The sequence below is a fragment of the Methanocella conradii HZ254 genome (genome assembly GCF_000251105.1).
GTDB lineage: Archaea > Halobacteriota > Methanocellia > Methanocellales > Methanocellaceae > Methanocella > Methanocella conradii.
Genome location: NC_017034.1, coordinates 210,318 through 224,477, shown reverse-complemented (window position 1 = coordinate 224,477; position 14,160 = coordinate 210,318). Strand labels below are relative to the sequence as shown.

The 14,160-nt window shown below is 57.9% G+C and carries 14 protein-coding genes; 3 read left to right on the top strand and 11 right to left on the bottom strand.

All coding sequences use genetic code 11. The features are described 5' to 3' along the window. Positions 1-111: 111 nt before the first annotated feature. The 5 genes from hsp20 to MTC_RS01120 all read right to left on the bottom strand — a co-directional run bounded on the left by hsp20 (position 112) and on the right by MTC_RS01120 (position 4,996). The gene (hsp20, locus tag MTC_RS01140) at positions 112-600 is read right to left on the bottom strand and encodes an archaeal heat shock protein Hsp20 (protein WP_014404836.1); all 489 of its coding nucleotides are present in this window, start codon (positions 598-600) and stop codon (positions 112-114) included. A 1-nt stretch (position 601) separates the two neighbouring features. Then, positions 602-2,824, bottom strand: coding sequence for a CDC48 family AAA ATPase (locus MTC_RS01135; RefSeq protein ID WP_014404835.1), 2,223 nt, complete (start codon positions 2,822-2,824; stop codon positions 602-604). 13 nt (positions 2,825-2,837) lie between these two features. After that, positions 2,838-3,485 (bottom strand): ArsR family transcriptional regulator, encoded by a 648-nt coding sequence (locus tag MTC_RS01130; protein ID WP_014404834.1) that lies wholly within the window; start codon positions 3,483-3,485, stop codon positions 2,838-2,840. Between the two features lie 120 nt (positions 3,486-3,605). Further along, positions 3,606-3,800: a hypothetical protein gene (locus tag MTC_RS01125; RefSeq protein WP_014404833.1), complete on the bottom strand. Its 195-nt coding sequence runs from the start codon at positions 3,798-3,800 to the stop codon at positions 3,606-3,608. A 62-nt stretch (positions 3,801-3,862) separates the two neighbouring features. After that, a complete protein-coding gene (locus tag MTC_RS01120; RefSeq protein ID WP_143767020.1) occupies positions 3,863-4,996 on the bottom strand; it encodes a cytochrome c biogenesis CcdA family protein in 1,134 nt (377 codons plus the stop codon). Positions 4,997-5,096: 100 nt separating this feature from the next. Between MTC_RS01120 and MTC_RS01115 the strand changes: the two genes are divergently transcribed. Next, complete coding sequence (locus MTC_RS01115; protein WP_014404831.1) at positions 5,097-5,786, top strand: HisA/HisF-related TIM barrel protein; 690 nt, start codon at positions 5,097-5,099, stop codon at positions 5,784-5,786. After that, entirely contained in the window at positions 5,787-6,758 is a 972-nt protein-coding gene (locus MTC_RS01110) for a DHH family phosphoesterase (protein WP_014404830.1), read from the top strand. Here the strand turns inward: MTC_RS01110 and MTC_RS01105 are convergent. The 3 genes from MTC_RS01105 to MTC_RS01095 form a co-directional block, all read right to left on the bottom strand. Continuing rightward, positions 6,712-7,275, bottom strand: coding sequence for a TIGR00288 family NYN domain-containing protein (locus MTC_RS01105; protein WP_014404829.1), 564 nt, complete (start codon positions 7,273-7,275; stop codon positions 6,712-6,714). The two genes, MTC_RS01110 and MTC_RS01105, sit on opposite strands and share 47 nt — an antisense overlap. Positions 7,276-7,499: 224 nt before the next feature. Further along, positions 7,500-9,062: a 2-isopropylmalate synthase gene (locus MTC_RS01100; RefSeq protein WP_014404828.1), complete on the bottom strand. Its 1,563-nt coding sequence runs from the start codon at positions 9,060-9,062 to the stop codon at positions 7,500-7,502. 151 nt (positions 9,063-9,213) lie between these two features. Further along, positions 9,214-11,631 carry a cation-translocating P-type ATPase gene (locus MTC_RS01095; protein WP_014404827.1) on the bottom strand — a complete coding sequence of 806 codons (2,418 nt, stop codon included), beginning with the start codon at positions 11,629-11,631 and terminating at the stop codon, positions 9,214-9,216. 53 nt (positions 11,632-11,684) lie between these two features. On the opposite strand from MTC_RS01095, the gene MTC_RS01090 reads away from it, so the two are divergent. Next, positions 11,685-12,479 carry a matrixin family metalloprotease gene (locus MTC_RS01090; protein WP_014404826.1) on the top strand — a complete coding sequence of 265 codons (795 nt, stop codon included), beginning with the start codon at positions 11,685-11,687 and terminating at the stop codon, positions 12,477-12,479. Here the strand turns inward: MTC_RS01090 and MTC_RS01085 are convergent. From MTC_RS01085 to MTC_RS13440, 3 genes are all read right to left on the bottom strand, one after another. Next, a complete protein-coding gene (locus MTC_RS01085; protein WP_014404825.1) occupies positions 12,410-13,129 on the bottom strand; it encodes an ABC transporter ATP-binding protein in 720 nt (239 codons plus the stop codon). The genes MTC_RS01090 and MTC_RS01085 overlap by 70 nt on opposite strands. Continuing rightward, complete coding sequence (locus tag MTC_RS01080; protein ID WP_014404824.1) at positions 13,126-13,815, bottom strand: ABC transporter permease; 690 nt, start codon at positions 13,813-13,815, stop codon at positions 13,126-13,128. Before MTC_RS01080 ends, MTC_RS01085 begins: the two co-directional genes overlap by 4 nt. 162 nt (positions 13,816-13,977) lie before the next feature. Continuing rightward, positions 13,978-14,142 (bottom strand): hypothetical protein, encoded by a 165-nt coding sequence (locus MTC_RS13440; RefSeq protein ID WP_014404823.1) that lies wholly within the window; start codon positions 14,140-14,142, stop codon positions 13,978-13,980. Positions 14,143-14,160: the final 18 nt, after the last annotated feature.

Below are 14,160 nucleotides of genomic sequence, written 5' to 3'. Positions count from 1 at the left end.
ATATAATGTGGGACAGCAAGAAGGCTTTATCGGTTCATGATACAAAAATTTTCTCATCCCAAATAAGGCCCTAAGAATCCGTTTTTAGCCTAGGGCCTTATTTGAGATGCCCTACTCCACGTTTATCCTCTTCCTGCCCTTATTCTTCTCAACCTTGTTCAGCGTGATGTCCAGCACTCCGTTCTTGTAGGACGCCCTGGCCGTGTCGATATCGACGTCTGCAGGAAGCTCCACGAACTCGTGGTACTTGCGGTCGCCGCGCGACGCCTTTATCTCGAGCTCGCGGCCCTCCACGTTAAGCTCGACGTCCTCCTTCTCGATGCCAGGCATCTCGGCGACGATCTGCACCGTCTTATCGGTGTCGAACACGTCCACCAGCGGCTTCCGCTCGCCGATCTCGATCCTGCCCCTCTCAGGCCGGATGTTGCCGAACTCCCTTATCTCGGGCTCTTCGCCCGGGCGCTGGTTGATCGAGAAGCCGTAGAAGAACGGGCCGCTGATGTGCTCGCCAGGCCCCATCTTCTCGAACTCTCTCAGCATCTCCTCGAACATCTCCTCAAAGTCGCTGAATATGTCAAACGGGTTTCTCCTTCTTGCCATGCTATACCTCCTTATTTTCCTCGTCTATATCCGTGACCTGCCTGGCGAAGTTCTCGGCCAGGCGCTCGTACGCCTTCATGCTCTCCCTCGACGCGGACGGCTTTACCTTTCTAAGGGCCGCTTCGAAGTGCTTCATCGTTATTCGGATGTCTTTCGCCTTGCTCTTAGCCTCCTCCGGCGACATCGAGCCATTGATGTACTCCCTTATTGCCATCATGGACGCCTCGCGGCACACCGCCTCTATATCTGCCCCGACGTAGTCCTTCGTACGCTTGGCCAGCGCCTCGAAGTCCACGTCCGGGCCGAGCGGCTTGCCCCTGGTGTGGATCTTGAAGATCTCCGCCCTGGAACGCTCGTCCGGGGGCGGGATGTACAGGAGCCTGTCGAGCCTGCCGGGCCTAAGCAGGGCCGTATCGACCATGTCAGGCCGGTTCGTTGCCGCCATCACCACCACGCTGTGAAGCTCCTCAAGGCCATCTAACTCAGTCAAAAGCTGAGAGACCACCCGCTCGGTGACGTGCGAGTCGAAGCTCCCGCCCCTCGTCGGGGCGATGGCGTCTATCTCGTCGAAGAAGATTATAGTGGGGGCGCTCTGCCTCGCCTTGCGGAACGTCTCCCTTACCGCCTTCTCAGACTCCCCGACCCACTTCGACAGGACCTCGGGGCCCTTGACGCTGATAAAGTTGGCCTCGGACTCGTTGGCCACCGCCTTCGCAAGAAGTGTCTTGCCCGTGCCCGGCGGGCCGAACACGAGTATGCCCTTGGGCGCCCTCGTGTGGGTGACCTCAAACACGTCCTTGTACTTCAGCGGCCACTCCACGGTCTCCCTGAGCTCCTGCTTCACCTTCTCCAGGCCACCGATGTCGTCCCAGTGGACGTTCGGCACCTCTACGAACACTTCCCTCATGGCAGAGGGCTCGATGTTTTTCAGCGCATCCTCGAAGTCGGCCATCCTTATCTGGAGCTTGTCCAGGACCTCCTGGGGGATCTCCTTCTCTATGTCTATCTCGGGCATGATAGCCCTCAGGGCGTGCATCGCCGCCTCCTTGCATAGGGAGGCTATGTCGGCGCCCACGAAGCCGTGGGTGACTTCGGCTATCTTCTCCAGGTTGACGTCTTGCGCTAGCGGCATTCCTCTTGTATGGACGTGCAGTATTTCGAGGCGGCCGTTCTTGTCTGGGACGCCTATCTCTATCTCCCTGTCGAACCTGCCTCCACGGCGGAGCGCAGGGTCAACCGCGTTCGGCCTGTTCGTGGCCGCCACAACGATGACCTGGCCGCGGGCCTGCAGTCCGTCCATCAGGGCCAGCAGCTGCGCCACAACCCTTCTCTCCACCTCCCCCGTGACTTCCTCACGCCTCGGCGCAATCGAGTCTATCTCATCTATGAATATTATCGAAGGCGCGTTATCCTCGGCGTCCTTGAAGATGTCCCGAAGCTGCTTCTCGGACTCTCCGTAGTACTTGGACATTATCTCGGGGCCGCTAATGCTGATGAAGTTAGCGTCGGTCTCGCTGGCCACCGCCTTGGCTATCATGGTCTTGCCCGTGCCCGGCGGGCCGTACAGGAGCACGCCCTTGGGCGGGTCTATGCCCAGCTTCTGGAATAGCTCCGGGTGCCTCAGCGGGAGCTCGATCATCTCCCTTACCAGGCCTATCTCCCTTTTTAGGCCGCCTATATCCTCGTATGTTACCCTCGGCACCCTTTCCAGCTTCTCGGCTGCAGGCTTCTCGCTTATGGTGATCTCCGTCCGCCTGTCGGCGATGACCGGCCCTGCGGGCCTCGTCGAGGTCACCACGAACTCCATCGGGCTGCCCAGCATCTCCACCCTTATGTTCTGGCCCTTGGAGGTGGGCCGGCCTTCCAGCAGCTTCAACAGGTAGTACTCGCCGCCAGTAATCCGTATAGGCTGAGTAGGGGCCAGCGTGATCCGCTCGGCGGGCTTTGCCTGGATCTTTCTCACCTTAACCCTGTCGTCGATGCCGACCCTGGCGTTCGCTCTCGTGTTGCCATCTATGAGTATGACTCCCTTGCCCTCCTCGCTCGGGTACCCTGGCCACACGACGGCGTACGAGGTGGCGCCCTTGCCCTCTATCTCGATGATGTCGCCGCTCACCATGCCCAGCTTCTTCATCGTCTCCATGTCGATGCGGGCGATGCCCCTGCCCACGTCCCTGTGGTAGGCCTCCTGTACCCGCAGCGTCACTTCGTTCCTGTCTGCCATAATATGGTCACCTCTATTTTATGCTCCATAGTCCTTTCCTGTAGGTCACGATCCCTTTTTTCAAAAGCCTCGCCAGCTCGCCCTTCATCTCATCTTCCGGGATGTTGAGCTTGTCCGCCAGCTCCTCGTAGCTTGCGGGGCCGCGTATCAGCAGATAGAGTATCTCAGCCTCTATCTGGTCCGCGGCCAGCTGGTTTATAAGCTCGACGCACATGCCGGTGACCTCGGATATCATCGCCTGCAAGGAATTCTGGGTTTCCCTTAGCTCCATGGCAGAGCGGTTGAGGCGCTGGAGCTCGTCCGACATGTACTTCAGCGCATTCAAGGCCCCGCTCGTTGCCGCGTACCGCTCCCTGATCGTCTTCTGCTCCTCGGAGCGCACCTCCACGCGGCTCACGCTCACGTCGAACATGAGCGGGGATATCGATACCTCTATCCGCAGGTTATCGGCGATCTCGTAGTACTTGCGCCCCTGCTCGTCGTGGTAGCTGACCACGAGGCCGGCCGACTCTAAGATTTTGAGGTGGTCGATGATGGCCTTGGGGGCTACGCCAAGCTCCTCGGAGATTTCCGTGACATAGCAGGGGCGGTAGGATAGCAACGTGAGTATGTTGCGCCTGTTCTCGTTGCCCAGTATGTCCAGCAGGTATGGCATATCCATGTTATCGTTAACGTTAAGTAAATCTTACTAGTATATAAATTTTATCATCGATAAGCCCATAATAGTGCTTCTATTAGGTCCCTTAAAGATGGATAAAAGCGCCGCAGGAAAAAAATGTGATCATTTTTGGGCGGCACACGCATCACAGGGCACGTTCAGGCAATCGTAGGGCGTTTCGCACTGCCCGCCCGGGCAGGACTGCTCCTCGCATTTAACGGTCGCGTATGAGTAATGATCATAGCCGCAACAGCAGCAGCATCCGGCCACGGCTAGCATCGCCATTATGAGGCACGCCGCTATTATCCACTTTATCATGAGATATCTCCATTAGGCAGATGCCGTATAGGTACATAAACCTTGCATTTCTTGGCAATCTCTCACAGGGCGTTGAGCATGAGGCCGACGGCCATCGCCGCCAGGAGCAGCCCCGTCATGGCCTTTAGCGCCATGCGATGGCGCTCGCGGAACTCTTCGACCCTGGCCGGGCTAAGGCCGAGGGCCAGAAACGCTCCCAATGCCAGGACTGGCAGTACCACTCCGAGGTTATAGGCGGCCAGGTATGGCAGGCCTCCCCCGGCTTCGCCAGACTCAAGGATGGCGCCGAGGATGGCCAGGTATATGCCGCCGACGCAGGGCATCTTGATGAGGCCGAAAGCGATTCCAAGGCCGAAGCTTGCCGCCAGGCTGAACTTCCTGTATAATGGCTTATACCTGCCCACAAACGACTTGAATATCGACGGCCTTTCCGCGTTAGCCTTTACCTGGTAGGCCTCGTAGAAGGCGAAACCCGCCAGCCCAAAGGTAATCAATATGATGCCCGCCCTCATGGCTGCTGCGATAGACGGCACCTTCTCTATGAGCCTGAGAAAGCCGACGCCCATTGCCAGGTAAATGAAGAGAAGGCCTGCGCAAAAGGCCAGCAGGCTAAAGATGATGTCAGTGCGCCTGCCCTTAATCGACATGGCCATGGCGGACACGAACATCATGACGGCCAGCAGGCACGGGTTGATGCCTGCCAGCAGCCCTGCCAGGAATACGGCCGCCACCGAAAGCTCGCCGTCCACGTTAGGTATGCGGGTGGCCACCCTGACCGTCGCATTACTCTGGGTTTTAGATGCATCCGAGATGCTCTGCCTCAAAAGCGCCTCCAGTTTTCTCGTGTCCCCGTTGAAGTCCTCAAACCCTATGGCCCGGCCTTCCACGATGATGGCAGGCACCGAGCTCAGGCCGTAGCGCTCCATGTAGTCCATGCCTTCCTTCGAGCTGAAAGAATGCTCGCTATACCTTATGTCCAGGCCTCTGCAGTCATTTATGACGCTCCTTATGACCGGCGTCGAGCGCTCGCATGTGGAGCATAGGGGGCTATAGATATAGGCTATGTGGATGGCTTTATCGCACAGGCCGTATGGCATTAGCGTGATGAGCGCCAGCATGACTGTGGCGGCCAGAAGGGCGGCCCTTAAATAAGAACGGCAACCGCTAATGGCATCTCTGCGTCTGGAAGGCATCATTCTCTACTGAAACATCAATATATATAAAAGGACATATTTTTATGAGCGACGGGGCTGCCCCACGCTAAGGTCTAAATAAATTGAGCGATATGTAACGGGTATGCGCTGCATACTGGCCTGCGACCTGAAGGGCGGCATCGTGGTGAGAGGGGTAAGAGGGGAAAGGGATAAGTATCGCCCCATCGCCGAGTCGAGCCGTATCGTGCACACCTCGGACCCCGTTGAAGTGATCCGCAGGCTCAGGCCGTCCGAGGCCTACATAGCCGACCTCGACCGGATTACCGGGGCTGGAGATAACCTTGAGGTCATTAAAAGGCTGTCGGGCATGACGCGTACCATGGTCGATGCGGGCATATCGAGTCCCCTCGATTTCAAGGAGGCCATGGAGGCGGCAGGGTCGGTCATAATCGGCACCGAGACTGCCACGTTGAGCGCCATAGAGCAGTGCCAGGGGAGCCGGACCATCATAAGCCTTGATATGAGGCACGGGAGGACGATGTGCAGGGACCCTTCCTTGAATTTATCGCCTCTTGAGGTCATAGGGCTGCTCAACGGAATGGAGCTTGCCGCAGTAATTCTATTAGACGTGGCGAGGGTGGGAACGGGCGAGGGCGTCGATGCGAGCCTTGTGGCATCGGCAGCATCCGCCTCCAGGCACCGCATCATAGTGGGAGGCGGGGTGAAAGATGCCAGCGACCTTGAGCTACTGGAAAGGTGTGGGGCGTCCGGCGCCATAGTTGCGTCGGCGATTCATGACGGAAGGATACCGCTGAGCGTGCTGAGGGCTTGAATGGACGAGAACGAGTTCTACGGCCGAGTAAGGCAATATGATAACGTGTTGTTTCTGTGCCACAAGAACGCCGACGCCGACTCTTTTGGAAGCGCCTACGCCCTGATGCGCCTGTTCGGGGGCACTGTAGGAGTTGAGGACGGCCTTAGCGCGATCGCGGAGGCGCTCGCCGAGCGGCTAAGCGTCAGCGTGGCAATAAGGCCCGACCCGTCGAAATATGGCCTTACGGTCGTCGTGGACGCCTCCAGCATGGTACAGGCTGGCTATGAGAGGCTGGAGAGGTGTGCGGTCATCGACCACCATGAGCCGGGCGACCTGGTAGGCGCGTGCCTGTTCTCTTTCACGAGAAGGGCGTCGTCGACGGCCGAGCTTGTCTTCGGCGTCTACGAGAAAAATGGCGCCCATGTTGATGCAGAGGTGGCGTTCGCCCTGCTTCTCGCCATATTGACTGACACCGGGCACTTCCGGTACGCTCAGCCCGGCACGTTCGAGGCGGTGGCGAGAATTCTCAGGGACGGGTGCATCGAGCTCTCCTCTGTGATGGACTTCCTGGCCCAGGCGCCAGCGGACATCTCGTCGAGGATAGCCATGCTCAAGGCCGCGTCGAGGCTGTCCCTCACCAGGGAGGGCGACTATTTGCTCGTCACCTCGAAGGTCAGCTCGTTCGGCGCCCAGGCCGCCGCTTCCCTGGTGGGGCTTGGGGCTGACGTGGCCTTCGTAGGATCGGAGCTCGACGGGGAAGTGCGGATATCTGGCCGGGTCAGGCGGGGGGTGGAGCTGGACCTGGCAGCGCTTTTAAATGAGATTGGAAAAACGTATGGGGGCAGCGGCGGGGGCCACACGGCTGCCGCAGGCCTGGTCATCAAATGCCCCGTCGACATCTACAAAGTATTAAAGGCGTGCGTCGAGGCTGCGGTTAGGCGCCTCACTGCTGCACAGGCTCCGCCTCGATCTCCCGGTCACTGTCCTTAGTGACCTCGTGCCACTCGTTCCCGTCGAACACGATGACGAAGTCGGCCACGTTCTTCAGCGCTATCGACAGGCCAGGCTCCGCGCCGAACACTATCGTCTCCTTGCCGTGCGCGTTAGCCTTCGCCAGCACTGGCTTGAAGTCCGCGTCCCGGGTCACGATGGCAATGGTATCGATGTTTGGGCTGAAAACCAGCTCTATGGCGTCGACGGCAAGCCGCACATCGACGTCCCCGGAGCCGATGATGGGCTCGAAGCCCTGGTTCTCGATGGCTTCCACAAGCTTATCCGAGGCATACTGGTTTAGAAAAACCTTGCCAACCTTGATGTCCCCATAGCGCTTCAGGATATCCCGGACCACCTCTAGGTCGATCTGGAACTCCTTGCGGAGCATGTTAGGGCCGTCCACAAGAAGGGCTATATTCTTCCTCTCCTTGCTCCTCTCCCTAAAAAACGGTATCTTGTCCAGCTTGAACGGGTTTTTAATCGGCGATATGATAGTATTCTTTATAGGTGGCATTATGTCTACTCCATATATATAATTGATATAATTATTCACTGTTCTGTCTTCGTGGATATAATACTGTCTGAAATTATGCACGGATTGGCCAAAGGGCAATCGGAGTGCTACTAGCTTTTATAATTATGGCATCCTGGCGATTTAATGGATGCCATATTTTTCCTTTATAGCCCATTAGTTAAAATACCTTCTCCTCTTGAGAAAAATGGGGGCATAAACCCCAATCATTTTTTCGATATTGTGGAAAGGCGGTTCATGGCATTTACCAGGGCCTCGACGGAAGCCCTCACGATGTCCTCCCGGGCCGCCCTCGCCGTGACCATGTGGCCTTTGTCGTCCTCGACGCCGACCATGACCTCCGCCAGCGCGTCGGAGCCGCCCGTTATCGCCTCCATCCTGAACTCCCGCAGGCGCATCCTGTTCGGGCCATTCACCAGGCTCTCCACGGCCTTGAGGGCGGCGTCGACGGGGCCCACCCCCGTCATGGCCCCCACGTACTGTTTGCCATCCACCGTCAGCCTCACTGTTGCCGTAGGGGTCACCATGTTGCCCGTCATCACCGAAAGCTCGTCCAGGACTATGCGCTTCTCTGCGTGGGCAACCTCCCCCATGACTGCCTCGGTGATCGCATAAAGGTCAACGTCGGTGACCTTCTTGCCCTTGTCCCCGAGGGCCTTCACCCTCTCCAGTATGGCGTTAAGCTCCGCCTCCGTCGGCTCAAGGCCGGAATCGTTGAGGATCTTCTTCACGGCGTGCTTCCCCGTGTGCTTGCCCAGCACGAGCCTGCGCTGGTGGCCCACCATCTCGGGCGTCATGATGCCAGGCTCGAAGGTCTTGCTCTCCTCTATGACGCCGTGGCTGTGTATCCCCGACTCGTGCGAGAAGGCGTTAGCCCCCACCACCGGCTGGGTGGGCGAGATGGGGATGCCCGAGAACCGCTCTATGACCCTCGCGGTCTCCACAAGATGCCTCGTCCTTATCGTCGTCCTGACGCCATATATAGAATGAAGGCTCATGACGACCTGAGCCAGGTCCGCGTTGCCCGCCCTCTCCCCCAGGCTGTTCATCGTGACCTGAACCTGCTTCGCCCCGGCCTCCACCGCGGCCAGGCTGTTGGCCACCGCCAGCCCGAAGTCGTTGTGGCAGTGCACTGCTATTGGTACCCTCACGTTCTTATAGACCTCCGCCGTCAAGCCCTTCATGGATACGGGAGACGCCACGCCCACGGTGTCGGGGATGTTCAGGATGTCAGCGCCCGCATCCTCGGCAGCCTTAAAGACCTTGATGAGGTAGTCCACGTCGGTCCTCGTGGCGTCCATGGCGGAGAACAGGCAGGGCAGGCCATGCCTCTTGATGTATTCTACGGCCTCTACAGCCATGGCCACCACCTCTTCCCTCGACTTCTTAATCGTGTGCTCCCTCTGGATGTCAGAGGTGGAGACGAAGGTGTGGACCATGCCCACGTCCGCGTCCAGGCAGGCGTCTATGTCGGCCTTGACAACTCTGGCCAGGCCGCATACGATACAATTCAATCCCAGGCGAGAGATGTCCTTTACGGCTTCCTTCTCGCCTGCCGATGAAATCGGAAAACCTGCCTCGATTATGTTCACGCCAAGCCTGTCGAGCTGGCGGGCGATCTCGAGTTTCTTTTCGTGCGTGAAAGACACGCCGGGCGTTTGCTCCCCATCGCGGAGAGTCGTATCAAAAATCTCTATGGTCTTATTCGGTATCTCTACAGAGTAAAAAACGATTCCCCATGTGAAATCACAATATCTGGTACGCCTCAAACTATAAGAAATTTTGGATTGGTCGAGATGGGCAAGAGTAAGTATATATACCAATTGCGCAAACAAATAGTAACGTAGGAACTTGGTGTTGAAGTCGCAAGCTATATACCCCCCAAACTGTTGCTACTAAAATTTTAAAAAATCCAAGTTCCTACGCTTTCTCTGTTTTGGGTATGTTTTTTAGCATTTTAATGGCTTCTTGCCAGAGCGTCGCCACAAGGGCTATGCACGCGATGAGAAATATTTGTGATGCGGTGAGGGGCGTTGCCTTTACCAGGGCGCCCAGAGGGGTGGCCAGGATGAGGAACAGGAAGGCGAACGCCGCTGCCGCCCACACGTCCATCGCCACATTCGTGAAAGGGCCGAGGGATATGAGCGGCTCCCGCTCCGAGCGGGACACGAATGCCAGGAAGATGTGCCCCATTATCCATGCGGTGAAGGCGAAGGTCCGCGCCCCTTCCAGGGGGAGGCCCCTCGATAAGGCGTAATAGTAGGGCCCGAACACGGCGGCGAACAGGCTTAGGCCGGACAGGCCGATGCCAGCTAGCATGCCCCTATCGAATAATTTTTTCTTTGTTATAGGCTCGTATATCGAGCGCTCTGCCGGCTCCGCCACGAACCCCGCGGAGGCCGCCAGGTCCATGAATAGCTCTAAAAGGATGATCTGGATGGGCGCCAGAGGGAGGGGCAAGCCCAGCAGTACCGGCACCAGGAATACGAGGATAAGCGCCGTCTTGACCGATAAATAATATTTGAGGCCCTTTTTCAGGTTATCGAAAAACTTCCTGCCCTGGAAGATGCCGTGCCCGATCGTGACGAAATTATCGTCGGCGAGCACCACGTCTGCGGCCTCCCTGGCCACGTCAGTGCCCCTTATGCCCATGGCGATCCCGATGTCCGCCGCCTTCAGGGCCAGCGTGTCGTTTATCCCGTCGCCTGTGACCGCCACGACCTCCCCGTTCTCCCGCATCGCCTTTACAAGACGGTACTTGTCCTCAGGCGTCACCCTGGCGAAGACCGAGACCCGCTCCACCTCCCTGCGCAGGCCATCGTCGGACATACTGGCCAGTTCGGCGCCCGTTATCACCCTTTCGCCTGGTATGCCCACCTCCCCGGCGATGTAAGCAGCAGTAAGTGGATGGTCACCCGTCACCATGATGGTCCGCACCCCGGCATCCCTGGCCCTCTTTATGGTCTCTTTTACGCCATTGCGCGGCGGGTCCTCTATGGCCACTATGCCCGCTACGTCCACGTCCCTCTCCAGCTCGTCGAAAGGCATTTCCTCCTGCCCCTCCAGCACGGCCTTCCTGGCCACCGCCACCACCCTGCGCCCCTTTGACGCCTCCTCCAGCATTGCCCGCTCAATGTCCGGCCTTGGCTCCAGTGAGCTTTTTAGCACCCTCTCGGGGGCGCCCGTCACGAAGAGCTCATTGCCGCTATCCAGCCTCCTGATCAGCGCCCTGGTCTTTTTAGTGGCATCGAAGCTGCGCTCCCTTAGCACCGCACCTTCAGCGCGGATGCCCATATCCCTCGCCTTTTCCATTATCGCCATATCCGTGGGCGATCGGGAAAGGCCGGTCATAGAGGCCATCGCTGCACTGAGAACCTCTTTTTCCTTATCCGGAGGGTACGCCCACACCACCCTCATCCTGTTCTCCGTGATGGTGCCCGTCTTGTCGGTGAGAATGACGGTCGCGTCTCCGAGGACCTCGGCCGCCTTCAGCTTTTTAACCAGGAAGCCCTCCCTGGATAGCTGGTATGCTCCAAGGCCGAGCACCATTGTAATAATGATCGGCAGCTCCTCGGGGATGATTGAGAAGGCCAGCGCCAGGCCGGTCAATACCATCTCCCTCAGCGGCTGGCCCCTAATGTACCCTAAAAACGGTATCAAGAAGCTAAAAAACAGGGCGACGAATACCAGGCCCTTCGCGAGCGACTTCATGGCCTTCTGCAATGGGGTCTTCGGCGGCTTTATCTCTCGTGCCGCGGCAGAGAGCCTGCCAAGCCTCGTGCCCCTTCCAGTCGCCACGGCCTCCGCCAGGCCCTCCCCGGAAACTACCACGGTGCCCGCGTACACCTCTTCTCCCTCCTTTTTCAGGACCGGGAAGGATTCGCCCGTCAGCGCCGACTCGTCCACCTGCAGGCTATACGATACGAGAAGCCTGGCGTCGGCCGCCACCCTGGTTCCCTGGCTTAACGCCAGGACGTCGCCCGGCACCACCTCCTCCGCCTTTACCTCTTTAATGGCGCCATCGCGCAGCACGCCTGCAACAGGCGCAGCAATTTTGGCGAGAGATGCGATGGCCTTCTTCGCCCTGTACTCGTTCCACACCTCGGCTAAGACCAGCAAAATTATTACGACGAATATGGTGAGGGCGTCCTCGAGCTTGCCCCAGAGCGAGTACACTGCGCCAACGAATAATAGCAGGAGGATCATCGGCTCGGTTATCTCTTCAGCCACGATGCCCAGGAAGCTTACCTCCCTGGGCTTTACGATTAGGTTTGGGCCGTGGATGGCCAGCCGTCCCCTGGCCTCTGCTTCGGTGAGGCCTCTTTCTATATGCTCCAAGTTGCACCCCGAACGCTAAGCATTATATGTGCGATTGCCATAGTCCAATGTGAATGGTTTCCATAAAAAGCCTCTGGCCCATGCTGGCGGCTCTCCTCATAGCCACGACGGCCGCGTTCGTCGGGTTTCCCCTGTACGTCCACCATGAGGTCGTCAAGGCTACCGGCGCATACGCCCCTTTATACTTGTATGAGCGCTCCCCTTATGATGAAATCGTGCTGGAGGTGCATTATCAGCAAGATGCAGCCCCTTCCGATGTGGCGCTGGAAGGCCTGAGGCAGATGCTGGTAAACTATACTGGCAAGCGCGTGGAGGTCCAAAAGTATGGGGACCTTCCGGCAAGCGTGGTAGAGGGCAGGGTGGACGACGGTAACGTGAGCGTGATCGGGGCTGGCATCATAGAGCGGTACGGGCACTGCCGGATGGGCTGGCTGGGCGGGAGCATTCCCATTTATATCATATACGTTAACGCCCAGGGCCCATCCTCTAACGAGAGCGAAAAGGTGGTGGGCATGTCGTATAGGGCTGACTCTTTCGTCATCCTTAAGAATTACATGGATAGCGAGCGCCTCGAAGAGGCGGTGCTCATCCACGAGGCGGGCCACCTGCTGGGACTGGAGCACTGCGAGGATAGGAAATGTGTAATGGCGTCGGTGCATCTGGAAAAAAGGTCCTGGAAGCTTTACGGCGGCGGGCCGCCGACTAAATTCTGCCCCGTGCACCAGAAGGAGCTTGAAGACCGGCGCCACGACCCATTTTATAACTCAGGACCGCTCTTTCAGAATACCATGTCGCCGCTCACGAAAGCCCTCGTGCGGGCATCGGCGGGGTCGTCGAGCATCTTCTGAATGCTGCCAGCCTCGACCAGCTCGCCGTCCATCATGAACGCCATCCGCCGGGCAAGCCTCCTGGCCTGCTGCAGGCTATGGGTGACCATGACCACAGTCGTGCCGTAGCGCTCGTTGATGTTCCTTATGGCTTTCTCTATTATGGCCACGTTATTCCTGTCCAGGTTGGCGGTGGGCTCGTCTAGTAATAGCAGCTTCGGCTTGAGCACGTAGGCACGGGCGAAGGCGACGCGCTGCGCCTCACCCCCGGAGAGGTGCCTTGCCGGCTCCCGTTCCCGGCCCGACATGTCGAGAAGGGCGAGCACCTCCTTCACCCGCTCATCCATCTCCGCCCTGGGCACCTTCCTGAGCCTCAGCCCGTACGCCACGTTATCGTACACGTTCATGGAAAAGACCACGGGCTTCTGGAAAACCATCGCCATGGACCGCCTCAGCATCGTCCCGCCCTCCCTGACGTTAATCCCGTTTATTAATACCTCGCCCTCATAGCAAGTGTCGAGCATGTTTATTATTCGTAGCAGCGTGGTCTTGCCTGCGCCGTTCGGCCCGACCAGCGCCAGGGCCTCGCCCTCCCCGACCTCAAGGCACACGTTCTTCAATATGGCCCTGCCGTTCACGCTCTTCGAAAGGCCCCTGACTGATATCATCATCGCTCCCCCTGCAGGAGGTTCAAAGCCATGTTAATTACAAAAGAGAGGGATAATAGAATGGTCCCCAGCGCTATGGCCATGGTGTAGTCGCCCATCCTCGTCTCTAGTACGATGGAGGTGGTAAGCACGCGGGTGCTCCACCGGATATCGCCCCCAACTATCATCACGGCGCCGACCTCTGCCACCGCCCGGCCGAACCCTGCCAGCACTGCGACTATCAGCGCCTGCCTCGCCTCGTTCAAGGTGATTAGTGCTGTGTGCAGCCGGCCCGCTCCCATGGATATGGCCGTATCGATGATGGCCCTGTCTACCGCCCTCGTTGCGGTAATCGTGAGACCCGTTATTATCGGAAGGATGAGCAGGACCTGGGCTATGACCATCGCCGTGGGCGTGAAAAGCAGCCCGTACGTGCCCAGCGGCCCGGCCCTCGACACCATTAAAAACACCAGGAGGCCCGCGACCACGGGCGGCAAGCCCATCAACGTATAGATTATATTCTTCAAAAGCCGCTTAAGAGGAAACTCGTTGAGAGCGATAAATGCGCCGAGCGGTATGCCCATCGCCGACGCCAGCAAAGTGGACGCCCCGGACACCTTAAGGGATAGCGAGGCTATGTCGATGATTTCAGGGTCGAGGCTTACTATAAGGAGCATGGCCTGTATGAAACCATCGATGATAACGCCCAACTTCGCCACTCCTCTTCAAATAAAATGTCCGCCCGCCTCTATAAAGCTTGGGGTGGCGGGCGTGGTTGCGGATGCATGGATAAGAGGCTCATTTCCCCGAACAAGCCGCGATATTAAGTAATAGTGCTTAATAAATAAACTTTTCGTAACTATTTTTAGTTACTACGCATCTTCTTCGCCCTTTTCAACCTTTAGCTCGATTATCCTCCAGGGCGTCTCAACGCTGTCCAGCGTCTCCACCATGCCGGCCACCCCGGAGCCCAGTATCTTCTGTACGAACCTGTTGAGCGGTATCCTGTTTCCATCCACGACTAGCTCTACTTTCATTTTATCACCAATTGCATA